Genomic DNA, 22,756 nt, shown 5'->3' on the forward strand with positions numbered 1-22,756 from the left:
GCGCGTTCGACGGACAGGCTTGATCGACCACCCCGTAAAGTGGCTCCATGGTCGACGAAGAAGTCGTCTCGGACCGCATCCGGCAGGTCGCCGCCACCCTGGCGGAGCGGGCGGGCGAGCTCACCGGCGAGCTGGTGCAGCTCTACGCCGCCGACCTGCCGCAGCTGGTCAACGACGACGAGCGCATGGTGAGCCTGCTGACGGCGAGCGTCTACCAGAACATCGAGACCGCCCTGCAGATCTTCCGCCACGGCATCGACCCGGCGAACGTGGAACCACCGGCCGCGGCGATGGAGTACGCGCGCCGGCTGGCCCAGCGCGGCACGCCCGTGTTCGACCTGATCCGCGCGTACGACCTCGGGCAGGCCGCGATGCTCGACTTCGGGTTCCAGGAGTGCGTCCGGGTGGTCGACGACGCGGCCCTGCTCGGGGCGATGATGCGCCGGCTGCTCAAGGTCGCCTACGAGTTCATCACCCGGGTGGTGCGCCAGCTCGTCGGCGTCTACCAGGACGAACGCGACAAGTGGCTGCTCAACCGCAGCGCCGCGCGAGCGGCGAAGGTGCTCGACCTGCTCGGCGAGAACGGCGGCCCGCCCGACGTCGACGCGGCCGAGGCGGTGATCGGCTACCGGCTGCGCGGCCGGCACGTCGGGATGATCGTCTGGCACGCGTCGGAGGCCTACGTCGACGACGCCCTGTCGTTGCTGGAGTCGGTCGCGGGGGCGGTGCTGGAGCGGGCCGGCGGCGAGGGCCGGCCCCTGTTCGTGCCGCGCGACCAGGCCGGCGCGTGGGTGTGGCTCCCGCTCGCGCCGGGGGCGACGGTCGGCCGCGAGCACCTCGACGCGGTGCTCGCCGGGTCCGACCCGGGCGTGCGCGTGACGATCGGCGACCCCGGCACGGGCGTCGCGGGCTTCCGCGACACCCACCAGCAGGCCCGCCGGGTGCACGCCCTGGCGCTGGCCGCCGGGGAGCACTGCGACCGTGCCCTGACCTTCCGCGAGGTCGGCACGGTGGCGCTGATGTCGAGCGACCTCAACGCGGCCCGGCTGTGGGTCGCGAGCACGCTCGGCCCGCTGAGCGCCGACGACGAGAACTGCGGGCGGCTGCGCGAAACCCTTCGCGTGTTCCTCGCGACCGGCGGCAGCTACACCGCGGCCGCCGCCGAACTGACGATGCACAAGAACTCGGTGCAGTACCGCGTCCGCAAGGCGCAGGAGCTGCTGCCGCGCGGGCTCGCCGACAGCCGCCTGGACGTGGAGCTCGCGCTCAACCTGAGCCTGCGCCTGGGCGCGGCGGTGCTCTCCCCGGCGTGACTTTGGTATCCCGGACCACCGGCGCCGAAGATCGTTGGGTCGTGAGCACGAAGCCCGGGTCCGCCGTTCGGCCTACCGTTCCGGTATGGGTGAAAACGGTGGAATGCTCGCGCTGGTGCGGCTGCGCCGAGGCGTCGTGGGCGAGAGCAGACGCGTCTGCCACCTGATCCCCGTTCCCGCCCCGGGCAAGGTGCCCGACCGGCTGACGGCGCTGTGCGGGGAAGCGATCTTCCCCGGCGACGCCGAGGTCCTGGACGGGCTGCGCGGCATGCCGTGCCACTCGTGCCTGATGGAGAGCGCGCCCTCGGGGCCGGGGCTGCTGGCGAACGCGGGCTGACCGCCCTGGCAGGCTGACACCGTGAGCGACGAGACGGTGGTGGTCCTGCTGGCCCACCCGCGGCCGGGGAGCTTCAACCACGCGCTCGCCGCGCGGGTCCGCGACACGCTGACGCGGTCGGGCCGGGAAGTGCGTTTCCACGACCTGTACGCCGAAGGCTTCGACCCGGTGCTCAAGGCGGAAGAGGCGTACACGAGCGGGACCCGGGCGGAGGAGTTCCTCGCCGCCGAAACGGATCCGTTGGTACGCCGGCACCGGGACGACCTGCGGGAGGCCGGCGGGCTCGTCGCGGTCCACCCGAACTGGTGGGGCAAGCCGCCCGCCATCCTCGGCGGCTGGCTCGACCGGATCCTCGTCCCCGGCGTCGCGTACCGCCTCGACGACGCCGGGGGCGCGCCCGAACCGCTGCTCCCGGTGCGGCGGCTGCTGGTCGTCAACACGTCCGACACTCCCGAGGACCGGGAGCGGATGCTCTTCGGCGACCCCCTGGACGCGATCTGGCGGCGTTGCCTGGCGCCGTACCTCGGCGAGCCCGAGGTGCGCCGGCTCGTGCTGCGCGTCGTGGCCGACGCGGACGACCATCGCCGCGCGCAGTGGCTCGACGACGTCGAAACCGAGGTCCGGCGCCTGTTCGGTGGTGACTGACCGGTTCCGGACACTTCCCGCGACTACTCCGACGAGGAAGGCACCGGCCGGGGCCGGGCGGCGCGGCACCCGAGCCGGGTTCGCTCGTGCGGGCCGAGTTCGTCGGCACCCACGGCGTCGATCTCGAGGCCTGGATTCTCACCGAAGAGCGTGGAAGACCAGCTTCGCGGCCTCCGCGATCACCCGGTCGTCCGGCTTCGCGTCCTTCGTCTTCTTGTCGGACATGACGACCAGCACGATCGGGGCGCGCCCGGGCGGCCAGACGACGGCGATGTCGTTGCGCGTGGCGTAGTCGCCGGTGCCGGTCTTGTCGGCGACGGTCCAGCCCGCGGGCGTGCCGGCCCGGATCACCGTCGCGCCGGTCAGGTTGGCGCGCATCGTGTCCGTGAGGATCTTCCGCTGCTCCGGCGGCAGCACGTCACCGAGGGTGAACGCGCGCAGGCTGCCGGCCATCGCGCGCGGCGTGCTGGTGTCGCGGACGTCGCCCGGCGAGAGGTCGTTGAGACCGGGCTCGGTCCGGTCGACGTGCGTGGTCGTGTCGCCGATCCCGCGGAGCGCGGCGGCGAGCCCCGGCGGTCCGCCGAGTTCCTCGAACAGCAGGTTCGCGGCCGTGTTGTCGCTGTAGCGCAGGGCCGCGTCGATCGCGTCGCGCAGCGAAATGCCGGTGCCGACGTGCTTTTCGGTGACCGGGGAGTTCGGTTGCAGGCCGGCGCGGGTGTACTTCAGCACCTTCGCGAGTCCTTCGACGCTCGTGCGCTGCAGGACGGCGGCGGACGAGAACGCCTTGTGCGTCGAGGCGTAGCCGAAGCGTTCGTCGGCGCGGTGGGCGAGTTCGCGGCCGGTGCCGGTGTCCACGGCGTACACGCCGAGACGGGCGTCGAACTCCCGCTCCAGCGGCGCGAAGTCGGCTTGCGGTGCGCTCGCCGTCGTGGGCGTCGGTGAGGCGGGGGGAGCCGGGGCTTCGGCCGCGCAGGCGGTGAGCGAAACGAAGGCCAGCGCGGCGAGCGCGGCCCGCCGGACGTGGGGGAACGGCACGGTGCATCCTTTCCGGTCATGATCGACATCCGCAGTCTCGCCGGGTTCGCCGATGCTGTCCAAGACGGAAACGCGCGGTTCGATGCCGGAACCGCATAGAGTGCGGTCGTGGACCTGGTCGGCGGCTGCAGGGCATTCGTGAGCGTGAGCGAGGCGGGGAGCTTCACGGCCGGTGCCGCCGTGGCGCACATCCCGCAGCCGGTCGCCAGCCGGCGCATCGCCGCGCTGGAACGGCACTTCGGCGAGCAGCTGTTCGACCGCTCGACCCGGCGGGCGCGGCTCACGCCGTTCGGGCGGGACGTGCTGCCCACGGCCCGGCGGCTGGTGCAGCTCGCCGACGCGCTGGAGCACGACGCCCGGCGCGCCCGGCTGCGGCCGATGCGCGTGGCCGTCCCGGACACCTGCGGGGTGCGTGACCTCGCGGAGCTCGTCGCCGAGGCCCGTGCGCTCGAGGTCCACCTGGAGTTCCGCGTCGCGCCGCCGGGGGAGCGCGCCGAGCTCGTCCGGACGCAGGAGGTGCGGGCCGCGCTCGTCGCGGTCCCGGCCGACGAGGGCGTGTGGTCGGTGCCGCTGGGACTGGCGGGCGTGGCCGAGCCGCCGACGCGGGTCGTGCACCTGGAGACCCTGCGGGCCGGGCGGTCCGGCGGCCCGCGGCGGCGCGCGTGGATCCAGCCGGAGGACGACGTCCCGCACGTGCGGGACCGGCTGCTGCGGGTCCGGGACCGGGTGGGCCTGCCACCGGCCCAGGTCGAGGTGGCGGGCTCGCTCACCGCGGCCGCCGCGGCCGTGTTCGGCTCGGCGGACCTGCTGCTGTGCTCGGCCGCGCAGGCCGGGGAACTGGGACTGCACTGGCGGCCGGTCGGGGAGGTTTCGCTGGCCCGCGGGTTCGGCGTCGCCGCGGCTCTGGGCGCGGACGCCGACCGGCTGCGGGACGGGTTGCGGGTGGCCGTCGGACGCTGTTTGGGAGTCGAGGGATGACGGGCGAAGCGCTGGTCCGGCAGCTGCGGGCCGAGCTGGACGACGGCGGGCTGCGCGGGTCCTTCCTGGTCCGCGACCTGCGCTCCGGCCACGAGCTGGGGATCGACCCGGACCGCGTGTACCCGATCGCTTCGCTGGTCAAGGTGCCGTTGGCGGCGGCGACGTTCGAGCGCGTCCGCCGGGGCGAGCTGGACGGCGCGACCCAGCTGGAGGTCGCGCCCGGCGGCGTCACCACGCCCGGGCCGATCGGGCTGACCCGGTTCCGCCACCCGGCGCGCGTCGCGATCGAGGACCTGCTCTACCTGAGCACGTCCCTGAGCGACGGCGTGGCCGCCGACGTCCTGTTCGGCCTCACCCCGCCGGCGCGGATCACGGCACTGCTGGACGACTGGGGACTGCCCGGGATCGCCGTCCGGCACCTGATGGCGGACCTCGTCGACACCCCGGCCGAGCGGTTCGACGCGGGCGAGGCCGACCTGGCGCACTCCCTGGCCATCGGTGCGGGCACGGCCGGCCAGGGCCACCGCCTCCCGCAGCTCGACGTCACGCGCGCGAATTCGGCGTCGGCGCGGGCCCTGCTCGACCTGCTGCAGGCGTTGTGGACACCGTCGAAGATCGACCCGTCGGTGGCCGCGAAGGTGCGGGAACTGATGGCGCACAACGTGGTCCGCCACCGCCTGACCCCGGACTTCGCCTCGGACGCGGCCCGCTGGTCGTCGAAGACGGGGACGCTGCTGAACCTGCGGCACGAAGCGGGCGTCGTCGAGCACGCGGACGGCCGGCTGTTCGGAGTCGTGGCGCTGACGGAGTCGCGGGTGCCGGCGGTGCTCCAGCCGGAGGCGGACGTGCTGATGTCCCGGGTCGCACGCGCCCTGCGCGACCACCTGCGCGGGGCGTGAGAAATCGGTTGGTGCGCGGAACGCGCGGACCTAGGCTCCGCGCGTGTCCTTCACCAGACCCGAACCGCCGTACTACGCGGTGATCGTCAGCAGCGCCCTCGACGCGGACAACCTGGACGGCTACGCGTCGTTCGACGAACGCATGACCACGCTCGGCCGAGCCCAGCCGGGCTACCTGGGCAGCGAATCGAAAACGGGCCCGGACGGTCGCGACCTGACGGTGCTGTACTACCGCGACGCCGAGTCGATCGCGGCGTGGAAGCAGCACCCGGAACACCTCGAGGCCCAGCGACGCGGGCGCGAGCAGTGGTACGCGGATTACCACATCGAAGTGGCCAAGGTGGAGCGCGCTTACGGCTTCACGCGCGAGAAATAAGGCTTCCGTCGTGAGTGGGAAACACGGTTTCCCGCTCACGACAAGCCACACCGAGCGGTCGGGGCACGCCCGGCCGCTGCGGGTGTCCACGGCCGCGGTCTCCGCATGTCGGAGGGTGTCCGCGGCTCGGCGGTGTCCGCGCGGTGTCGGCGGCTCGGCGCCGCCCCGCGGGCACCCGGCCCAAGCGCGGTTCCGGCCCGCCCGCCCCGGCACCGTTCTCGAGAGCCGCGGCTCAGGCCGAAGCCTTCACCCCGAACTCCACCTCGGCCGCCGCCACGATCCCGGCCGTCCGGCCCGGTGCCGTGTGGTACTGCCAGTACAGGTTCGTGTGCGCGATGACCTGGCCCGGCGCCGGTGCGCCGTACGCCGAAAGGTCCTCCGTCGTGTGCGCGTCCGACACCAGCGTCGCGTCGTAGCCGCGGGTGATCGCGCCGTGCAGGGTGGCGCGGATGCAGGCGTCCGTCTGGGCTCCCGTCACCACCAGGCGGCCGATGCCGCGCGCGGCCAGGACCTCCTCCAGGTCCGTCGCCTCGAACGAGTCGCCGTACTCCTTGTGCACCACCGGTTCCGCCTCGCGCCGGACCAGCTCGGGCACGTACTGCCACGGTTCGCCGCCGCGGGGGAGCTCGTCGCTCGTGTGCTGCACCCACACCACCTCGGTCCCCGCCGCGCGGGCCTTTTCCACCAGGCCGGCGATGTTCGCGATGACGGCCGAGCGGTCGTGGGCGCCGTCCATCACACCGTTTTGCACGTCGACCACGAGCAACGCGGTGTTCGGTCGGTCGGTCAAAGTCGTCATGCCGGCACCTTAACCACGGGCACCGACACTTTTCGCGAAGTAGCATGCCCTGCCATGGACTACGGGATGCTGCTGCTCGGCGTCGTCCTGCTCGTCGTGGTCGTCGGCCTGGGGTCTTCGGCCACCGAACGCAGGCTCGGCCGCCGGCTCGACCGGATGGAACGGAAGCTGGACGCGATCGTCGCCCAGCTCGGGGTGACCGTCGAGGAGCCGGGGCTCGCCGAGGTCACCGCGCTGCTGCGCGAAGGCAAGAAGATCCAGGCGATCAAGGCCTACCGCGAGAACACGGGCGCGGACCTGAAGGAGGCCCGCGACGCCGTCGAGCGGCTCGCTTAGGGCGCGCCCCGGACGCGCTTCGCGGAGACGGCCTCCCACACGGCGTCGAAGTCCGGGTACCGGTCGCCCTCGGGCAGGCCGCCGAGGAAGCCGAGCACGGAGTCGCCGCCGCCGGCCGCGGCGGCCCGGCGCAGGAGTTCGTCGCGGCCGCACGGGTATTCCGTCGCGGCCAGGTGCTGTTCGAGGCTGGATCGGTCCGGTGCAGGCATGCGCGTCGCGTACCCGTGGCCGCGCGCCCGAAACTCAGCCGGCGACGATCGTGTGGTCCGACCGGGGCAGCAGCTCCCCGATCACCGGGTGGCCCGGCAGCTCGCCGGCGACCAGCAGACCCCCGGACGTCTGGGCGTCGGCCAGCAGCAGCACCTCGTCCTCGGGCAGCCGCGCCAGGTCGGCGTGCGGGCGCACCCAGTCGAGGTTGCGCCGCGTGCCGCCGCTGACGTACCCGTCGCGCACCGCCTCGCGCGCTCCCTCGACGTACGGCACCGCCGCCGGGTCGATGCGGGCGGTGACGCCGCTGGCCCGCGCCAGCTTGTGCAGGTGCCCCAGCAACCCGAAGCCGGTGACGTCGGTGGCGCAGACGGCCCCGGCGGCGAGCGCGGCGCGGGCGGCGTCGTCGTTCAACGTCGTCATGACGTCGATCGCCTGCGCGAACCGTTCGCCGGTGGCCTTGTGCCGCGAGTTCAGCACGCCGATGCCCAGCGGCTTGGTCAGCGTCAGGGGCACGCCCGCCCGGCCCGCGTCGTTGCGCAGCAGCCGCGCGGGGTCCGCGACGCCGGTGACGGCCAGCCCGTACTTCGGCTCCGGGTCGTCGATGCTGTGCCCGCCGGCGAGGTGGCAGCCGGCCTTGCCGCACACGTCGAGACCGCCGCGCAGCACCTCGCCCGCCAGCTCGAACGGCAGCGTCTCCCGCGGCCAGCCCAGCAGGTTGACCGCGACCACCGGCGTGCCGCCCATGGCGTAGACGTCGGAAAGCGCGTTGGCCGCGGCGATCCGGCCCCAGTCGTAGGCGTCGTCGACCACCGGGGTGAAGAAGTCGGTGGTCGCGATGAGCGCGGTCGACCCGGAGATCCGGACCGCCGCCGCGTCGTCGCCGGTGTCGAGGCCGACGAGGAGCTCGCCGGCCGGGTGGGCGGGCGAGCTCCCGGTGAGGCCGCGGACGGCCGCCTCGAGCTCGCCGGGCGGGATCTTGCACGCGCAGCCGCCGCCGTGCGCGTACTGCGTCAGTCGGATGGCCACCGGTTCATCGTGCCCGCCGGCCGCGGAGTTGGCAGGATGGCGGCCATGGTGCAGGGAGGCGTATCCGGCCTGGTGACCGGCGCGGTCTTCAAAACCGTTGAGCGGCAGGTCCTGCCGCTGGCGGGTTCGATTCCCGTCCGCCTCCGCCATGCCTGACCCGCGCCGCGCGATCCCGCGGACCGACGCGGTCCTGGCCGAGCCCCGCATCGCGAAGGCGGCCGGGACGCTCGGCCGTGACCTGGTCAAAGCGGTCGTCCACCACGTCCAGCAGGACGCGCGCGCGGGCGCGGTCGCCGCCGGGGACGTCGTCGACGTCGTGCTCGAGCGTCTTCCGGCGAGCGCGGCCTCACTGCGGCCGGTGATCAACGCGACCGGCGTCGTCGTGCACACCAACCTCGGCCGGGCCCCGCTGTCCGCGGCCGCACTCGACGCCCTGGTGGCGGCGGGCGGCGCGACCGACGTCGAGTTCGACCTCGCGACCGGCGAGCGGGCCCGCCGCGGCCGGGGCGCCCTCGCGGCGCTCGCCGCCGCGGTCCCGGACGCGGGCGCGGTCCACGTCGTCAACAACAACGCGGCGGCCCTCCTGCTCTGCGCGCTCGCCCTGGCCCCGGGCCGGGAGGTCGTCGTCAGCCGCGGCGAGCTGGTCGAGATCGGCGACGGCTTCCGCATCCCCGACCTCCTGGCCTCGACCGGCGCGCGGCTGCGCGAAGTCGGCACGACGAACCGGACGTCCGTCCGGGACTACGCCGGCGCGATCGGCCCGGACACCGGGTTCGTGCTGAAGGTGCACCCGTCGAACTACCTCGTCACCGGCTTCACCTCGGAGGCGACGGTCGCCGAACTGGCCGGACTCGGCGTACCGCTGGTCGCCGACATCGGCTCCGGGCTCCTGACGCCGCACCCGCTCCTGCCGGACGAGCCGGACGCGGCCAGTGCCCTGCGCGCGGGGGCCACGGTCGTCACGGCCAGCGGGGACAAGCTGCTCGGCGGTCCCCAGGCAGGCCTGCTGCTCGGCGACGCCGAGGTCGTCGAGCGGCTGCGGCGGCACCCGGCCGCGCGGGCCCTGCGCGTCGACAAGCTCACGCTCGCCGCGCTCGAAGCAACGCTTCGCGGACCGGTAACGCCCGTTCGCGCGGCACTGGACGCGTCCGCCGAATCCCTGCGACGCCGGGCCGAAGCCCTCGCCCTGAGCCTGCGGGACCTCGGTGCCGAGGCGGTCCCGTCCCTGGCGGCCGTCGGCGGCGGGGGCGCGCCGGGCGTCGAGCTGCCGAGCTTCGCGGTCGGCCTGCCCGCCCGGTACGCGGCGGCGCTGCGCACCGGCGACCCCGCGGTCGTGGGCCGCGTCGAACGCGACCGCTGCCTGCTCGACCTGCGGACCGTGCGCCCGGAAGAGGACGCGAAGCTCGGGGAAGCCGTCCGCCGATGCGGGTGATCGTCACCGCCGGGCACGTGGACCACGGGAAGTCGACGCTGGTGCGCCGGCTGACCGGGATGGAACCGGACCGCTGGGCCGAGGAGCGCCGCCGCGGCCTCACCATCGACCTCGGGTTCGCCTGGACGCGGATCGGCGGCGAAGACGTCGCCTTCGTCGACGTCCCGGGCCACGAACGGTTCGTGCCGAACATGCTGGCCGGGGCCGGCCCGGCGCCCGCGGTGCTGTTCGTGGTCGCCGCGGACGAGGGCTGGATGCCGCAGTCGGCCGAACACCTCGCCGCGCTGGACGCGTTCGGCGTGCGACGCGGGCTGCTGGTCGTCACCAAGGCCGACCGGGCCGATCCGGCGGCCGCTACCGAGGTGGCGCGGCACGAGATCGGCCGGACGTCGCTGGGCGCGGTGCCGAGCGTTGCGGTCAGCGGCGCGACGGGCTCGGGGTTCGCCGAGCTGCGCGCGGCGATTTCCGAGCTCACCGGCGGCCTGCCGACGCCCGATCCGGACGCCGACGTGCGGCTCTGGATCGACCGCGCGTTCACTGTGTCGGGCGCGGGAACGGTCGTCACCGGCACCCTCGGCGCGGGCACGATCGCCGTCGGCGACGAGCTGCTCCTCGGCGGCACCCGGGTGAAGGTCCGCGGTCTGCAGGCGCTCGGCGAGCCGTGCGAGCGGGTCCGAGCCGTGGCCCGGGTGGCGGTGAACCTGCGCGGGACCGCGCGCGGCGACGTCGGCCGCGGCGACGTCCTGCTGACGCCGGACCGGTGGCGCACCACGGCCGAGTTCGACGTCCGGCTGCGCGGCGCGGCCGCCGCGGACCTGCACCGGAACCTGGTGCTGCACTTCGGGACCGCCGCGGTGCCGGTGCGGATCCGTCCACTGGGGACGGACACCGCGCGGCTCACCCCGGCCGGCGCGCTGCCCCTGCGCGTCGGCGATCGCGGGCTGGTGCGCGACCCCGGGATGCACCGGATCGCCGCCGGGTTCGACGTGCTCGACGTCCACCCCCCGTCGCTGGCCCGCCGCGGCGCCGCTCGCGCGCGCGGCGACGAGCTGGCCGATCCGGATCTCTCACGGACCTACCTGCGCCGCACCGGGTTCGTCCGGGCCGCGGACCTCGCCGCGATGGGCCTGCCGGAGACGGGCGACCGGCTGGGCGAGTGGCTCGCCGACCCGGCCCGGTTCGCCGGGCTGCGGGCGGAGGCGGCGGCGATCGTGCGCGGGTGGGACGCCGTCGCGGCGGGCGTGCCGGTCGAGGCCCTGCGGCAGCGGCTCGGGCTGCCCGCCGCGGAGCTGGTCGAGCCGCTGCTGGCGGGCACCGGCCTGACCGTGGCGGGCGGGCTCGTCCGGCGCCCGGGCGGGCTGGCCCCGGCCGTCGAAAAGACCGTGGAAGCGGTGGAAAAGCGGCTGGCCGGGCACCCGTTCCGCGCGCCGGAGGCGGACGAGCTGCGGGCGCTGGGCCTGGGCCGCCGCGAACTGGCCGCGGCCGTCCGGCTCGGCCGGCTGACCGCGGTCGCCGAGGGCGTCGTGCTCGGCCCGGACGTCGAGGAGCGGGCGGTGGCCGTGCTGCGTGGGCTGACCCGGCCGTTCACCGTTTCGGAGGCGCGCAAGGCCCTCGACAGCACCCGGCGGGTGATGATCCCGCTGCTGGAGCGGCTCGACGCGGCCGGCCGCACCGAACCGCTCGGCGACGGAACCCGGATGGTGCGCGGTTAGCGCTGCGATTCGCGGGTATCGCTATTACCGTGCCAGGTATGGGTGTGCGGCGGTGGATCGAAGGCTGGCCGGTGTACCGGCAGCTGACCGGGCCCGACCGGCTCGGGCGCGCCGCGGCGGCCAAATCGGACGGTTCGGAGAAATGGCACGCCCGGACCGAAGACGCCGACCGGGTCGTCCGGTCGGTCTGTCCTTATTGCGCGGTCGGCTGCGGCCAGAAGGTGTACGTCAAGGACGAGCGCGTCACCCAGATCGAGGGTGACCCCGATTCGCCGATCTCCCGTGGCCGCCTCTGCCCGAAGGGCTCGGCCAGCAAGCAGCTCGTGACCAGCCCGAGCCGCGTCACCGAAGTCCTCTACCGCCGCCCGTACGGCACCGACTGGGAGCGCCTGTCCCTCGACGAGGCGATGGACATGATCGCCGACCGGGTCCTCAAGACCCGCGCCGAGACGTGGCAGGACACCGACGAGCAGGGCCGCCCGCTCAACCGGACCCTCGGCTTCGCGAGCCTGGGCGGCGCGACGCTGGACAACGAAGAGAACTACCTGATGAAGAAGCTGTACACCGCGCTCGGCGCGTTGCAGATCGAGAATCAGGCCCGTATTTGACACTCCGCCACGGTTCCCGGTCTGGGGACCTCCTTCGGTCGTGGGGGCGCCACGACGTTCCAGCAGGACCTCGCCAACGCCGACTGCATCGTCATCCAGGGCTCGAACATGGCCGAGTGCCACCCGGTCGGGTTCCAGTGGGTGATGGAGGCGAAGGCCCGCGGCGCGAAGATCATCCACGTCGACCCGCGGTTCACCCGCACCAGCGCGGTCTCGCACGTCCACGCGGCGCTGCGGGCCGGGACGGACATCGCGTTCCTCGGCGGCCTGATCAACCACGTCCTGAGCGAGGGGAAGGACTTCCGCGAGTACGTGCTGGCCTACACCAACGCGGCCGCGATCCTGCGTGAGGACTTCGCCGACACCGAAGACCTGGACGGGCTGTTCTCCGGCTACGACCCGGAACGCCGTCAGTACGACATGACGACGTGGGCGTACGAAGGCGCGCCGACGGTGCCGGCGGCCGGCTCGGCCGACCCGGAGCAGCCCGGCGAACCCGGCTCGGAGCAGCACCACGGCGGCGAGGCCCACCAGAGCACCGCCCGCGCGGACACCTACGGCAGTGGCGGCGCGGCGATCGGCGGCAAGCCGGAGACCGACGAAACCCTGCAGCACCCGCGATGCGTCTACCAGGTCCTCAAGCGCCACTTCGCCCGGTACACGCCCGAAATGGTGGCCGACGTCTGCGGTCTGTCGGTGCGCGAGTTCGAAGAGATCGCCGAGGCGATCACCGCGAACTCCGGCCGCGACCGGACGACGGCGTGGGTGTACTCGGTCGGCTGGACGCACCACACCGTGGGCGCGCAGTACATCCGGACGGCGTCGATCCTGCAGACGCTGCTGGGCAACATCGGCCGTCCCGGTGGCGGCATCCTCGCGCTGCGGGGCCACGCCAGCATCCAGGGCTCGACCGACATCCCGACGCTGTTCAACCTGCTGCCCGGCTACATCCCGATGCCGCACGCGCACCAGCACCAGAGCCTCGACGAGTTCGTCGCGGCGGACGCGGGCGCGACCGGCTTCTGGGGCAACATGCGCGCCTACACCGTCAGCCTCCTGAAGTCCTACTGGGGCGATTCGGCCCAGCCGCACAACGACTTCCGCTTCGACTACCTGCCGCGCCTGACCGGCGACCACGGCACGTACGACACCGTGCGCAGGCAGATCGCGGGGGAGTGCAAGGGCTACTTCCTGGTCGGGGAGAACCCGGCGGTCGGCTCGGCCAACGGCAAGTTCCAGCGGCTCGGCCTGGCCAACCTCGACTGGCTCGTCGTGCGGGACCTGCAGCTGATCGAGAGCGCGACGTTCTGGAAGGACGGGCCGGAGATCGAGACCGGCGAGCTGTCGCCGGAGGAGATCGGCACCGAGGTGTTCTTCCTGCCCGCCGCCGCGCACACCGAGAAGGACGGCAGCTTCACCAACACGCAACGGCTGCTGCAGTGGCACCACAAGGCGGTCGAGCCGCCGGGCGACGCGCGCAGCGACCTGTGGTTCTACTACCACCTGGGCCGGATCATCCGGGAGCGGACCGGGGACGACCCGCGCGACGCGCCGATCCGCGACCTGACCTGGAGCTACCCGGTCGAAGGGCCGACGGACGACCCGAGCGCGGAGTCCGTGCTCGCCGAGATCAACGGGCACGGCCCCGAAGGTCCGCTTTCGGCGTACACCCAGCTGAAGGACGACGGCTCGACCGCGTGCGGCTGCTGGATCTACTGCGGTGTCCGCGCGGACGGGAAGAACCAGGCCGCCAACCGGCAACCGGGGCACGAGCAGGACTGGGTCGCGAAGGGCTGGGCCTGGGCGTGGCCGGCCAACCGCCGGATCCTCTACAACCGCGCCTCGGCGGACCCGGACGGCAAGCCGTGGAGCGAGCGGAAGAAGCTGCTCAGCTGGGACGCCGAGCAAGGCAAGTGGGTCGGCCCGGACGTCCCGGACTTCGAGCCCGCCAAGGCACCGGACTACGTGCCGCCCGAGGGCGCCAAGGCCCAGGACGCGCTCGGCGGGCAGGACCCGTTCATCATGCAGACCGACGGCAAGGCGTGGCTGTACGTCCCGGCCGGGCTGGCCGACGGTCCGCTGCCCGCGCACTACGAGCCGTTCGAGAGCCCGGTGGAGAACGCGCTGTACGGGCAGCAGGAATCGCCGACGCGCCAGACGCTGGAAGCCCCGTCGAACCCGTACAACCCGGCACGCAGCGCGGTCTACCCGTACGTGTTCACCACCTACCGCCTCACCGAGCACCACACGGCGGGCGGGATGAGCCGGACCCTGCCGTACCTGTCGGAGCTGCAGCCCGAGTTCTTCTGCGAGGTTTCCCCGGCGCTCGCGGCCGAACGCGGGCTCGAGAACGGCGGCTGGGCGACGATCGTCTCGGCGCGCACCGCGATCGAGGCCCGCGTGCTGGTGACCGACCGCGTGAAGCCGCTGAAGGTCCGCGGCCGGACGATCCACCAGGTCGGCCTGCCCTACCACTGGGGTCCCAACGGGCTTTCCCGCGGCGACGCGGCCAACGACCTGCTGGGCATCGTGATGGACCCGAACGTGCACATCCAGGAGTCGAAGGCGGCGACCTGTGACATCCGGCCCGGACGACGGCCGCGCGGGGCCGCGCTGCCGGAGTTCGCGGCCGAGTACCGGAGGCGAGCCGATGGCTGAGTACGGCGCCCAGCCCCGCATGGGGTTCTTCACCGACACGTCGGTGTGCATCGGGTGCAAAGCGTGCGAAGTGGCGTGCAAGGAGTGGAACGGCGTGCCCGAGGCGGGCGGGCTCGACCTGCTGGGCATGTCGTACGACAACACCGGCGACCTGGGTTCGAACACCTGGCGGCACGTCGCGTTCGTCGAGCAGCCGAAGAAACCCGCCGTGGAGCTCGGCATGCCGGACATCGGCGCGCCCGCGCAGGAGGACCCCGGCGTGCGCTGGCTGATGTCGAGCGACGTCTGCAAGCACTGCACGCACGCGGCCTGCCTGGACGTCTGCCCGACCGGCGCGCTGTTCCGCACCGAGTTCGACACCGTCGTGGTGCAGCAGGACATCTGCAACGGCTGCGGCTACTGCGTGCCCGCGTGCCCCTACGGCGTCATCGAAAAGCGCGAGAGCGACGGCCGCGCGTTCAAGTGCACCCTCTGCTACGACCGGCTCGGCGCGGGGATGGAACCGGCCTGCGCCAAGGCGTGCCCGACCGACTCCATCCAGTTCGGCGAACTGGACGAGCTGCGCCTGCGCGCCGACGAACGCGTCAAGACGCTGCACGGCTCGGGCGTGCCCGAGGCCCGGCTCTACGGCCGCGACCCGGACGACGGCGTGGGCGGCGACGGCGCGTTCTTCCTGCTCCTGGACGAACCCGAGGTCTACGGCCTGCCGCCGGACCCGGTCGTCACGACGCGGGACCTGCCCGCGATGTGGAAGCGGGCCGCGGTGACGGCCGCCGGGGTGGCCGCGGCCCTCGCCGCGTCGTTCCTGGGACGGCGCCGGTGAGTCCCCGCCGCGAACGCGCGATGGTCGAGCCCGCCGAGTTCAAGTCGTACTACGGCCGCCCGATCCTCAAGGAACCGGCGTGGAAGCAGCCGGACGTGCCGCTCTACCTGTTCCTCGGCGGCGCGGCGGGTGCGTCGGCGACCATGGCCGCGCTCGCCGACGTCACCGGGCGGCCCGGCCTGGCCCGCGTAGGCCGGCTGGCCGCGTCCGGCGGGTCGCTCGCGAGTGTCGTGGCGCTGATCCACGACCTGGGGAAACCGTTGCGGTTCCTGCACATGCTGCGGGTGTTCAAGCCGACGTCCCCGCTTTCGGTGGGGTCGTGGATCCTTTCGCCGTTCTCGGGCCTGGCCGCGATCTCCGCCGCGTCCGAGGTCACGGGCCTGCTGCCGCGGATCGGCCGGCTCGCCGGGGCGGGCGCGGGCGTGCTCGGCCCGGCGATGTGCACGTACACGGCGGTTCTGCTGGCGGACACCGCGACGCCGTCGTGGCACGAAGCCCACGGGACGCTTCCGGTGCTGTTCGCCGGCAGCGCGGTGACCAGCGGCGCGGGCGTGGCCCTGCTGGCGGCCCCGGCCGGGGAAACCGGTCCGGTCGTGCGGGCCGGGCTGATCGGGGCGGCGGCCGAGCTGGTCGCCGAACACCACCTGGAAACCGGGCTGGGCCTGGTGTCCGAGCCGTACCGGACCGGCCGGGCGGGGAAGCTCCTGAAGGCCGCGAAGGCGCTCACCGCGGCGGGGGCCGGGCTTTCCCTGCTGGCCCGGCGGAACCGCGCCGCGGGGGTGCTCGCGGGCGCGGCCTACGTCGCTTCGGGGCTGTGCACGCGCTTCGGCGTCTACGCGGCGGGCGTGGAGTCCACAAAGGACCCGAAGTACGTCGTGGTACCGCAGCGGGAGCGGATCAACCGGCGGGAAGGCCGCTGAAGAACCCGCCCAGCGCGTCGGCGAGGGCGGCGGGGTTGTCCTCCGCCATGTGGTGGCCGGATTCGATGGCGTGGGCGGCACGGAGGTCCGTGGTCCAGTCACGCCAGATGGCGGGGATGTCGCCGTGCATTTCCTCGAGGTCGTCCAGGCTCGACCACAGGACCAGCACCGGGCAGGTGATCCGGCGCCCGGCGGCCCGGTCGGCGTCGTCGTGCGCCCGGTCCACGCCCAGGCCCGCCCGGTAGTCCTCGAGCATCGCCTTGACCGTCGCGGGGTCGTGGATCGCCCGGTGGAAGTCGGCGAAGTTCTCTTCGCCCAGCCGCTCGGGAGTGTTCTTCGTCCCGACGTTGTACCAGGCGTCCGGGTCCGCGGTGATCGCCCGTTCGGGCTTGTCCGGCTGGGCGAAGAAGAACCAGTGGTACCAGGCCTGGGCGAACCCGGCGTGGCAGCGGGCGAGGTGCTCGCCGACCGGGATGGAGTCGAGGATCGCCGCGCCGCGGACCACGTCCGGGTGATCGAGGCACAGCCGGGTGGCGACCAGGGCGCCGCGGTCGTGCCCGGCGAGGAAGAACCGGTCGTGCCCCAGCCGCCGCATGAGAGCGACGCAGTCGGCCGCCATGACGCGCTTGCTGTAGGGCGTGTGCCCGGCGTCCGTCGGCGGCTTGGTGGATTCGCCGTAGCCCCGGGTGTCCGGGCAGATGACGGTGAACCGCTCGGCGAGCCGCGGCGCGACCCGGTGCCAGGTCGTGTGCGTGCGCGGATGTCCGTGCACCAGCAGGAGCGGCGGGCCGGAGCCGCCGTGGCGGACCCGCAGGGTCACGTCGCCGACGTCGACGCGGTCGAGCGTGAAACCTTCGAACACCGGTCACCCCCAGGCGAAAGCCGCACCCCGGCGAACCGGGGTGCGGCTGCGGACAGAACGCGTCAGTCCTTGTTGGTGACGCCCTTGACGGCGTCCTTGATCTTCTCGCCCGCCTGCTTGAGCGAGCCCTTGGCCTGGTCTGCCTTGCCTTCGGCCTGCCACTGCTCGTTGCCGGTCGCGTCGCCGACGGCTTCCTTCGCCTTGCCCTTGAGCTCTTCACCCTTGTTTTCGAATTTGTCGCTCATACGGTGTGGTTACCCGCTCTTCGCGCGGCTACACCTCAGAGCCAGACGACCACCGTGAGGACGGTCACCCCGGCGAGAAGCCACGCGACGTAGTCCCCGACGTGCCCGGAATGCCCGCGGTGCACCACTTCCAGCGCCGCGCGCAGCGGGCGCGGCCACGACGGCAGCCGGTGCGGCCAGAGGGCGGCCGCCGCGATGCCGAGCGCCAGCGCCACCGTGAGCCCGCTGAATACCAGGCCGGACGACGTCCATTCCGCGGCCACCGGGTGGGCAAGCCCGGTGGACCGGATCGCCGGCAGGACGTCGTGGAGGTAGCCGCCGCGGTCGTTGTCCTGCCGGCCGGCCGTGACGGCGGCGTCGCGCAGCCACGGCACCGTGCCCACGGCGAGCGCGGCGGCCAGCACCGCGACGATCGCGGCGAGCATCGTCGCCGGGGTGCGTTCGAGCCGCCGTCCCGTTTCGGGTTCTTCGTCCGTCCCGGGCGTCCGCTCGCCGTCGTCCCGGCGCGGCGGCCGGCCCAGTCCGAAGTAGACACCCAGCCCGGCGCGCAGCACCGCGGCCGCGGTCACCGCCGTGACGACGACGAACACCGCCACCAGCCAGCCGTAACCGGCCCGGCCGAGCGCGTGCTCGACGACGTCCTTGCCGAACGCGACGCCGAAAGGCGGCAACCCGGCCAGGACCAGCGCCGCCAGCAGGAACAGCCCGCCTTCCAGCCGGGAATGCCCGCACCGGCCGAACAGCTCGTCTTCGTCGACGCTGCCGTAGCGGTCCATCAGGACGCCGGTCAGCAGGAACAGCGCCGCCTTGGCCCCGGCGTGCCCGGCCACCGCGAGCACGAACCCCGCGCTCGCCTCGCCGTCCGCCGCGGCCAGGCCGCACAGGAACAGCCCGGTGTGCGCGATGGTCGAGTAGGCCAGCAGCCGTTTCAGATGGCGCTGGGTGAAGCACAGGACGGCGCCGAGCAGCGCGCTCGCGATCCCGAGCACCAGCAGCACGCGCGCGAAGACGCCGTCGTCGAGCACGCCGCCGAAGACCGTGCGCCGCACCCGCAGCACGCCGTAGACACCGAGTTCGACCATGACACCGGAAAAGAGCACGCACACCGGGGTCGGCGCGACCGCGTGCGCGTCGGCGAGCCAGAAGTGGAACGGCACGGCCGCCGCCTTGACCAGCAGGCCGGTGCAGACGAGCACGAACGCCGCCAGGACCAGCGCGTCGGCCGGCTTCCCGTCGAGCACGACGCCGAGCTGCGCCAGGCCGAGCTGCCCGCCGCGCGCGTAGAGCAGGCCGATGCCCATGAGCGTGAAGTACGCGCCGAGGGAGTTCACGACGCCGAAGTTCAGCGCGCCCTGGACGGAGTCGGCCTCCTCGACGCGGTACCCGGTCAGCGCGTAGGCGACGCCGCTCATGAGCTCGAAGAAGACGAACAGGGTGAACAGGTCCCCGGTGAGCAGGAAGCCGAGCATGCCGGTGAGGAACAGCAGCATCATCGCGTGGTAGCGCGCTTCGACCGCTTCGAAGTAGCGCCAGCTGTAGAGCAGCGCGCACGTCGTCAGGAACGACGCCAGCAGCGCGAGCGTCGTGTTGAGGCCGTCGGCGGCCAGGACGATGCCCAGCGACCGCGCGCCGTCGGGCCGGTGCCCGCCCAGCCAGCTCACCACCCGGCCGTGCTGGACCGCCGCGAGCAGCACCGTCGTCAGGACGGTGACGGCCAGCGCGGCCGTGGTCGCGACGACGTCGGCCGCCACGCGCGGCAGCTTCGGGCCGAGACCGAGCAGCACGCACGCGGCCAGCAACGGCACCGCGATGACGAGGGACGGGAGCGCGTTCATCGCGTCAGCCACGCAACGCGCGCAGCTCGTCGGGGTCGACCGTCCCGTGCCGCTTCGAGATCTGGATGGTCAGGCCCAGCAGCACCGCCGTGATCGTCGCCGAGACGACGATGTCGGTCAGCGTCATCGCCTGCACCATCGGGTCGACCACGGGCTGCCGCTGGTCCGGCACGACGATCGGGGCGCCCGCCTGGTCCTGGTAGCCGATGCCGAGCAGCAGCACGTACGTCCCGGCCTGCGCGACCGAGAGCGAGACGACGGTGTGCACGAGGTGGCGGCTGCGCACGATGCCGGCCGCGCCGACCAGCAGCAGCCACGCCGCCACGCAGTAACAGACCAGCCCCACCATCACGCGGCCTCCTCGGAAATCAGGCCCTGGCCGAGGAACTGCGCCAGCAGCACGACGAGCCCGGCGGCGACCTCGATCCCGACGAGCACGCTCAGCACCGGCACGGTCCCGGCCGAAAGCAGCGAGCCGAACTCGCCCTTCGGCAGCACGTTGGCCAGGAACGTGCCCCCGGCGAGCAGGCCGACGAGCCCGGTGACGACGTACAGCCCGGTCGCCGACGCTTCCGCGTACTCGCACCAGTCGATCGGGCGCAGCCGCTTCAGCGCCGGGTAGCTGCCGGAGATGTAGAGCAGGTGCCAGCCGGTGGCCAGCACGACCCCGCCCTGGAAGCCGCCGCCCGGGGTGAGGTGGCCGTGCACCACGACGTCGATGCCGAGCAGGAGGGTCACGGGCAGCATCAGGTACCCGGCGACCTTGACCACCGGCATGACGTACCCGCGCGAGGGGCCGATCCGCCGTCGCTCCTCTTCGGACGGTTGCAGCAGCGACAGCGCCCCCACGACGGCCGCCGCGACGATGGTCTCTTCGCCCAGGGTGTCGAGCGCGCGCAGGTCGAAGTTCACCGACGACACGAGGTTCGGCGTGGCGCGGGCGATCGCGGCGGGCAGCGCGAGGTCGCGGTAGCCGTGCAGGGCCCCACCGAACTCCGGCATCCGCAGGAACGCCGTCACGAGCAGCACGGCGACGCCGAGCGCGCCGGCCGCGCACAGCCACGTCCGGGTCCGCAGGCTCATCGGCCGCCCACCTTCCGGATCGTGAGCAGCACGAGCAGCGGCACGACGGCCGAGCCGACGGCCAGTTCGGACAGCGCGACGTCCGGGGCCTGGAGCGCGACGAACAACAGGGCCAGGCAGAGGCTGAACAGGGACAGCGTGATCGCCTGCCGACGCGGGTCCGGGGTCGCCACCACCGCGAACCCCGCGACGGCGACGAACGCGAGGGCGACGAGCAGCACGACCGTCGTCACGACGGCAGGTCCTCGTCGATCACGCCCTGCCGCTCGGCTTCGACGCGGCCCACGGCGGACTGCAGCACCGGGCCGGTCACCGCGAGCAGCGCGACGGTGAGCAGGATGGCGGCCGACCCGAGGTTCCAGCCGTTGGCCAGCGCCAGCCCGGCCCCGACGAGCGGCGCGCCCAGCGTCGTCACCGGCGCGAGCAGGTGCAGCCGGGTGAGCAGCGTGCGCGCCCGCAGCATCGCCACGGCCGAGACCACGACCACGGCCACCCCGGCGAACACGAGGATCAGCGCGATCATCGGGTCGTCCCCAGCAACCGGATGAACACGAGCGTGCCGGCGAAGGCGAGCACGGTCAGCGTCAAGGGCAGGATCACCGCGCTCGACGGGCCGTAGGCCTGCCCGAGCAGCAGCAGCGTGAGCACGGTGACCGGGCCGGCCAGCTGCAGCCCGGCGAGGCGCCCGATCGCGTCGCCGCGCGCGGCGAGCCACAGCGCGGGCCCGAGGCCACCCACCATGAGCAGCACCGCGGCGAGCAGCCAGCCGGTCACCGGCGGACCTCGTCCAGCGTTCGCGAGCCGCCGTCGAACAGCCGGTGGACGACGAGCTCGCGCCGGCCCGGGGGAGTGGCGACGACCATCGTCCCGGGCGTGCTGCCGACGACCACGGCCGCGCAGGCGGCCCGGGCTTCGTGCACGGCGTCCGGTTCGTCCGGCAGGCTCACGGTGCCGAAGGTGCCCGCACGGACCTTGACCAGGGCCCGGGCGGTCTCGCGGACGGCGGTCGCGGGCACGGCCGGCTGCCAGCGCAGCCACCGGACCCGGGGCCGCCACGCACCACCGACGGCCCGGCGCGCGGCCCGGGCGGCGAACGCGCAGGGCACCGCGGCGACGGCCGCGGCCACGATCTCCGGCAGCGACGGCGTCGACAGCGTCACGACCCACAGCGCGGTCAGGCCGAGCCACCAGGGCAGCACTTCGGAGAACACGCGTTCCGGGTACCCCGCGGCCGGGTGCGCCAACCGGGATCAGTGGTCGGGCAGGTGGCCGCCCATCCGTTCGATCCGCTGGATCGCCGGCTCCGCGAGCACGCCGTGGACCAGCACGGACACGGCGACGGCGAGGGCGCCGACGCGCCAGAGCACGTCCTGCTGCGCCACCGGCAGCCGGTCGAGCGCGTAGGCGAGGTAGTAGAGCGTGCCGATGCCGCGGACGCCGAAGAACGCGATCGCCAGTTTCGCGGGCCGGCCGGCGGACGACCCGAGCAGCGAAACCCAGCCGATCAGGGGACGCACCACCAGCACCGCGACGACGGCGATCACCACCTCGAGCGGACGCAGGCCGCGCAGCAGCCCGTCCCCGATGGCGAGCCCGAGGCCCAGCAGCGCCAGCGGCACGAAAAGCCGTTCGAGCTGGTGGCCGAAGGCGTGCAGGACACCGTGGTAGTCGTGCTCCCGCTCTTGCTTGCGCACCACGACCGCCGCGACGAACACGGCGGCGAACCCGTTGCCGTGGGCCAGCTCCGCCAGCGCGTACGGCAGGAAGGCGAGGGCGAGCAGGACCAGGCCGTCGCCGTACTCGGCCAGCCGCAGCCGGTCCGACGAGACGTGGAAGATCGCCCAGCCGAGGCCGCGCCCGGCGACCAGCCCGATGACCACGCCGACGACGACCGGCAGCAGCAGGTCCACCAGCACCCAGGAGACGCCGAGGTGCGGCTCGCGCCCCGCCATCGCCAGCCCGAGCAGGACGAACGGCATGGCGAGGCCGTCGTTGAGCCCGGCCTCGGTGGTCAGCGTGAAGCGGATCTCGTTGTCCCGGGCCAGTTCCGGCTCGACGTCGGGGTGCGGGACGCCGATGTCGCCCGCCAGCACCGGGTCCGTCGGCGAGAGCGCCGCGGCCAGCAGCAGCGCGACACCGGGCGCGAGGGCGAGCCACCAGGCCCCGAGCGCGGCGATCGCGAGGATCGACAGCGGCATGGTCAGCGCGAGCAGCCGCCACGTCGAACCCCAGCGCTGCACGCCGAACGGGCGGTCGACGGACAGCCCCGCGCCGGCGAGCGCGACGAGGATCCCGAGCTGGGTGAAGGACTCCACGCCGTGCAGGTGGGCGGCCGGGTCGCTCCAGCCGTTGCCGTACGGCGCGGGCAGTGGAAGCAGGCCGAGCACGATCCCGGCGACCAGCATCACCAGCGGCACCGAGAACGGCCGGTCGGCGACGAGCTTCGGCACGATGGCCGCGGCCAGGGCGAGCAGGCCGGCCACGCCGAACAGCACCGTCAACGCCGACAAGGTTCCTCCCGCGCTCGTGCCGTCCAGTGCGCTTGCCCGGCTGAAGGCGCGTAGCGTGGCCGGCAGGTCGCACCGCGCTCGGGGTTCCCGCCGCGCGGACGGCGAAACCGTGAG

General features: G+C 73.6%; 26 protein-coding genes and 1 tRNA gene. 13 read left to right on the forward strand and 14 right to left on the reverse strand.

Features of this window, described 5'->3' with window-relative positions:
- Window positions 1-47 precede the first annotated feature (47 nt).
- From ACYVLJ_RS43175 to ACYVLJ_RS43185, 3 genes are all read left to right on the forward strand, one after another.
- A complete protein-coding gene (locus ACYVLJ_RS43175) occupies window positions 48-1,313 on the forward strand; it encodes a PucR family transcriptional regulator (protein ID WP_451972200.1) in 1,266 nt (421 codons plus the stop codon).
- Between the two features lie 103 nt (window positions 1,314-1,416).
- Complete coding sequence (locus tag ACYVLJ_RS43180; protein ID WP_451973292.1) at window positions 1,417-1,650, forward strand: hypothetical protein; 234 nt, start codon at window positions 1,417-1,419, stop codon at window positions 1,648-1,650.
- Window positions 1,651-1,671: 21 nt separating this feature from the next.
- Entirely contained in the window at window positions 1,672-2,295 is a 624-nt protein-coding gene (locus ACYVLJ_RS43185) for an NAD(P)H-dependent oxidoreductase (RefSeq protein WP_460443043.1), read from the forward strand.
- A gap of 138 nt (window positions 2,296-2,433) precedes the next feature.
- On the opposite strand, the gene bla is transcribed toward ACYVLJ_RS43185, so the two are convergent.
- Window positions 2,434-3,330, reverse strand: a complete 897-nt coding sequence (bla, locus tag ACYVLJ_RS43190) for a serine hydrolase (protein ID WP_460443044.1) — start codon at window positions 3,328-3,330, stop codon at window positions 2,434-2,436.
- A gap of 108 nt (window positions 3,331-3,438) precedes the next feature.
- Between bla and ACYVLJ_RS43195 the strand changes: the two genes are divergently transcribed.
- Genes ACYVLJ_RS43195 through ACYVLJ_RS43205 form a run of 3 tightly spaced genes read left to right on the forward strand, consistent with a single transcriptional unit; the run spans window position 3,439 to window position 5,583 of the window.
- Window positions 3,439-4,308 (forward strand): LysR family transcriptional regulator, encoded by an 870-nt coding sequence (locus tag ACYVLJ_RS43195; protein ID WP_460443045.1) that lies wholly within the window; start codon window positions 3,439-3,441, stop codon window positions 4,306-4,308.
- Window positions 4,305-5,207 (forward strand): serine hydrolase, encoded by a 903-nt coding sequence (locus ACYVLJ_RS43200; protein ID WP_460443046.1) that lies wholly within the window; start codon window positions 4,305-4,307, stop codon window positions 5,205-5,207. The genes ACYVLJ_RS43195 and ACYVLJ_RS43200 overlap by 4 nt, the downstream gene beginning before the upstream one ends.
- 43 nt (window positions 5,208-5,250) lie before the next feature.
- The gene (locus ACYVLJ_RS43205; protein ID WP_460443047.1) at window positions 5,251-5,583 is read left to right on the forward strand and encodes an antibiotic biosynthesis monooxygenase family protein; all 333 of its coding nucleotides are present in this window, start codon (window positions 5,251-5,253) and stop codon (window positions 5,581-5,583) included.
- 232 nt (window positions 5,584-5,815) lie between these two features.
- Here the strand turns inward: ACYVLJ_RS43205 and ACYVLJ_RS43210 are convergent, their stop codons facing one another.
- Window positions 5,816-6,382, reverse strand: coding sequence for a cysteine hydrolase family protein (locus tag ACYVLJ_RS43210; RefSeq protein ID WP_451972213.1), 567 nt, complete (start codon window positions 6,380-6,382; stop codon window positions 5,816-5,818).
- Window positions 6,383-6,436: 54 nt separating this feature from the next.
- Between ACYVLJ_RS43210 and ACYVLJ_RS43215 the strand changes: the two genes are divergently transcribed.
- Entirely contained in the window at window positions 6,437-6,718 is a 282-nt protein-coding gene (locus tag ACYVLJ_RS43215; protein ID WP_460443048.1) for a hypothetical protein, read from the forward strand.
- Here ACYVLJ_RS43215 and ACYVLJ_RS43220 read toward each other — a convergent pair.
- Window positions 6,715-6,927, reverse strand: coding sequence for a DUF2795 domain-containing protein (locus ACYVLJ_RS43220; RefSeq protein ID WP_451972217.1), 213 nt, complete (start codon window positions 6,925-6,927; stop codon window positions 6,715-6,717). The genes ACYVLJ_RS43215 and ACYVLJ_RS43220 overlap by 4 nt on opposite strands.
- Before the next feature lie 34 nt (window positions 6,928-6,961).
- Window positions 6,962-7,954, reverse strand: coding sequence for a selenide, water dikinase SelD (selD, locus tag ACYVLJ_RS43225; RefSeq protein WP_451972219.1), 993 nt, complete (start codon window positions 7,952-7,954; stop codon window positions 6,962-6,964).
- Window positions 7,955-8,008: 54 nt separating this feature from the next.
- On the opposite strand from selD, the gene ACYVLJ_RS43230 reads away from it, so the two are divergent.
- The 6 genes from ACYVLJ_RS43230 to nrfD all read left to right on the forward strand — a co-directional run bounded on the left by ACYVLJ_RS43230 (window position 8,009) and on the right by nrfD (window position 16,107).
- Window positions 8,009-8,103 (forward strand) — tRNA-Sec (locus ACYVLJ_RS43230).
- Window positions 8,103-9,386: an L-seryl-tRNA(Sec) selenium transferase gene (gene selA, locus ACYVLJ_RS43235; protein ID WP_460443049.1), complete on the forward strand. Its 1,284-nt coding sequence runs from the start codon at window positions 8,103-8,105 to the stop codon at window positions 9,384-9,386. The genes ACYVLJ_RS43230 and selA overlap by 1 nt, the downstream gene beginning before the upstream one ends.
- Window positions 9,377-11,098, forward strand: a complete 1,722-nt coding sequence (gene selB, locus ACYVLJ_RS43240; RefSeq protein WP_460443050.1) for a selenocysteine-specific translation elongation factor — start codon at window positions 9,377-9,379, stop codon at window positions 11,096-11,098. Before selA ends, selB begins: the two co-directional genes overlap by 10 nt.
- Before the next feature lie 38 nt (window positions 11,099-11,136).
- Window positions 11,137-14,364: a formate dehydrogenase gene (gene fdh / locus ACYVLJ_RS43245; RefSeq protein ID WP_460443051.1), complete on the forward strand. Its 3,228-nt coding sequence runs from the start codon at window positions 11,137-11,139 to the stop codon at window positions 14,362-14,364.
- Window positions 14,357-15,187 (forward strand): 4Fe-4S dicluster domain-containing protein, encoded by an 831-nt coding sequence (locus tag ACYVLJ_RS43250; RefSeq protein ID WP_451972227.1) that lies wholly within the window; start codon window positions 14,357-14,359, stop codon window positions 15,185-15,187. Before fdh ends, ACYVLJ_RS43250 begins: the two co-directional genes overlap by 8 nt.
- Window positions 15,184-16,107, forward strand: a complete 924-nt coding sequence (gene nrfD / locus ACYVLJ_RS43255; RefSeq protein WP_451972229.1) for an NrfD/PsrC family molybdoenzyme membrane anchor subunit — start codon at window positions 15,184-15,186, stop codon at window positions 16,105-16,107. Before ACYVLJ_RS43250 ends, nrfD begins: the two co-directional genes overlap by 4 nt.
- On the opposite strand, the gene ACYVLJ_RS43260 is transcribed toward nrfD, so the two are convergent.
- The 10 genes from ACYVLJ_RS43260 to ACYVLJ_RS43305 form a co-directional block, all read right to left on the reverse strand.
- On the reverse strand, window positions 16,085-16,969 hold the full coding sequence (locus ACYVLJ_RS43260) for an alpha/beta fold hydrolase (RefSeq protein ID WP_460443052.1): 885 nt from the start codon (window positions 16,967-16,969) through the stop codon (window positions 16,085-16,087). The genes nrfD and ACYVLJ_RS43260 overlap by 23 nt on opposite strands.
- Before the next feature lie 62 nt (window positions 16,970-17,031).
- Entirely contained in the window at window positions 17,032-17,214 is a 183-nt protein-coding gene (locus tag ACYVLJ_RS43265) for a CsbD family protein (RefSeq protein ID WP_451972233.1), read from the reverse strand.
- 35 nt (window positions 17,215-17,249) lie between these two features.
- Entirely contained in the window at window positions 17,250-19,061 is a 1,812-nt protein-coding gene (locus ACYVLJ_RS43270) for a complex I subunit 5 family protein (protein WP_460443053.1), read from the reverse strand.
- The gene (locus ACYVLJ_RS43275; protein WP_451973294.1) at window positions 19,054-19,398 is read right to left on the reverse strand and encodes a cation:proton antiporter subunit C; all 345 of its coding nucleotides are present in this window, start codon (window positions 19,396-19,398) and stop codon (window positions 19,054-19,056) included. The genes ACYVLJ_RS43270 and ACYVLJ_RS43275 overlap by 8 nt, the downstream gene beginning before the upstream one ends.
- A complete protein-coding gene (locus ACYVLJ_RS43280; protein ID WP_451972237.1) occupies window positions 19,398-20,132 on the reverse strand; it encodes an MnhB domain-containing protein in 735 nt (244 codons plus the stop codon). The genes ACYVLJ_RS43275 and ACYVLJ_RS43280 overlap by 1 nt, the downstream gene beginning before the upstream one ends.
- Entirely contained in the window at window positions 20,129-20,365 is a 237-nt protein-coding gene (locus tag ACYVLJ_RS43285) for a Na(+)/H(+) antiporter subunit B (protein ID WP_451972239.1), read from the reverse strand. Before ACYVLJ_RS43285 ends, ACYVLJ_RS43280 begins: the two co-directional genes overlap by 4 nt.
- The gene (locus tag ACYVLJ_RS43290; RefSeq protein WP_460443054.1) at window positions 20,362-20,655 is read right to left on the reverse strand and encodes a monovalent cation/H(+) antiporter subunit G; all 294 of its coding nucleotides are present in this window, start codon (window positions 20,653-20,655) and stop codon (window positions 20,362-20,364) included. The genes ACYVLJ_RS43285 and ACYVLJ_RS43290 overlap by 4 nt, the downstream gene beginning before the upstream one ends.
- Entirely contained in the window at window positions 20,652-20,906 is a 255-nt protein-coding gene (locus tag ACYVLJ_RS43295; RefSeq protein WP_451972243.1) for a hypothetical protein, read from the reverse strand. The genes ACYVLJ_RS43290 and ACYVLJ_RS43295 overlap by 4 nt, the downstream gene beginning before the upstream one ends.
- Complete coding sequence (locus tag ACYVLJ_RS43300; RefSeq protein WP_460443055.1) at window positions 20,903-21,343, reverse strand: hypothetical protein; 441 nt, start codon at window positions 21,341-21,343, stop codon at window positions 20,903-20,905. Before ACYVLJ_RS43300 ends, ACYVLJ_RS43295 begins: the two co-directional genes overlap by 4 nt.
- Before the next feature lie 39 nt (window positions 21,344-21,382).
- Window positions 21,383-22,642, reverse strand: a complete 1,260-nt coding sequence (locus tag ACYVLJ_RS43305) for a cation:proton antiporter (protein ID WP_460443056.1) — start codon at window positions 22,640-22,642, stop codon at window positions 21,383-21,385.
- Between the last annotated feature and the right edge of the window lie 114 nt (window positions 22,643-22,756).

The sequence above is a fragment of the Amycolatopsis stemonae genome, assembly GCF_054781455.1.

Excerpts from the sequence above, each read along its gene's own strand:
- ACYVLJ_RS43275 (WP_451973294.1), bottom strand. The coding sequence starts at position 19,398 with ATGGTGGGGCTGGTCTGTTACTGCGTGGCGGCGTGGCTGCTGCTGGTC.
- selA (WP_460443049.1), top strand. The coding sequence starts at position 8,103 with ATGCCTGACCCGCGCCGCGCGATCCCGCGGACCGACGCGGTCCTGGCC.
- ACYVLJ_RS43220 (WP_451972217.1), bottom strand. The coding sequence starts at position 6,927 with ATGCCTGCACCGGACCGATCCAGCCTCGAACAGCACCTGGCCGCGACG.
- ACYVLJ_RS43215 (WP_460443048.1), top strand. The coding sequence starts at position 6,437 with ATGGACTACGGGATGCTGCTGCTCGGCGTCGTCCTGCTCGTCGTGGTC.
- ACYVLJ_RS43180 (WP_451973292.1), top strand. The coding sequence starts at position 1,417 with ATGCTCGCGCTGGTGCGGCTGCGCCGAGGCGTCGTGGGCGAGAGCAGA.
- ACYVLJ_RS43265 (WP_451972233.1), bottom strand. The coding sequence starts at position 17,214 with ATGAGCGACAAATTCGAAAACAAGGGTGAAGAGCTCAAGGGCAAGGCG.
- ACYVLJ_RS43210 (WP_451972213.1), bottom strand. The coding sequence starts at position 6,382 with ATGACGACTTTGACCGACCGACCGAACACCGCGTTGCTCGTGGTCGAC.
- ACYVLJ_RS43175 (WP_451972200.1), top strand. The coding sequence starts at position 48 with ATGGTCGACGAAGAAGTCGTCTCGGACCGCATCCGGCAGGTCGCCGCC.
- selB (WP_460443050.1), top strand. The coding sequence starts at position 9,377 with ATGCGGGTGATCGTCACCGCCGGGCACGTGGACCACGGGAAGTCGACG.
- ACYVLJ_RS43250 (WP_451972227.1), top strand. The coding sequence starts at position 14,357 with ATGGCTGAGTACGGCGCCCAGCCCCGCATGGGGTTCTTCACCGACACG.
- ACYVLJ_RS43290 (WP_460443054.1), bottom strand. The coding sequence starts at position 20,655 with ATGATCGCGCTGATCCTCGTGTTCGCCGGGGTGGCCGTGGTCGTGGTC.
- ACYVLJ_RS43280 (WP_451972237.1), bottom strand. The coding sequence starts at position 20,132 with ATGAGCCTGCGGACCCGGACGTGGCTGTGCGCGGCCGGCGCGCTCGGC.
- ACYVLJ_RS43200 (WP_460443046.1), top strand. The coding sequence starts at position 4,305 with ATGACGGGCGAAGCGCTGGTCCGGCAGCTGCGGGCCGAGCTGGACGAC.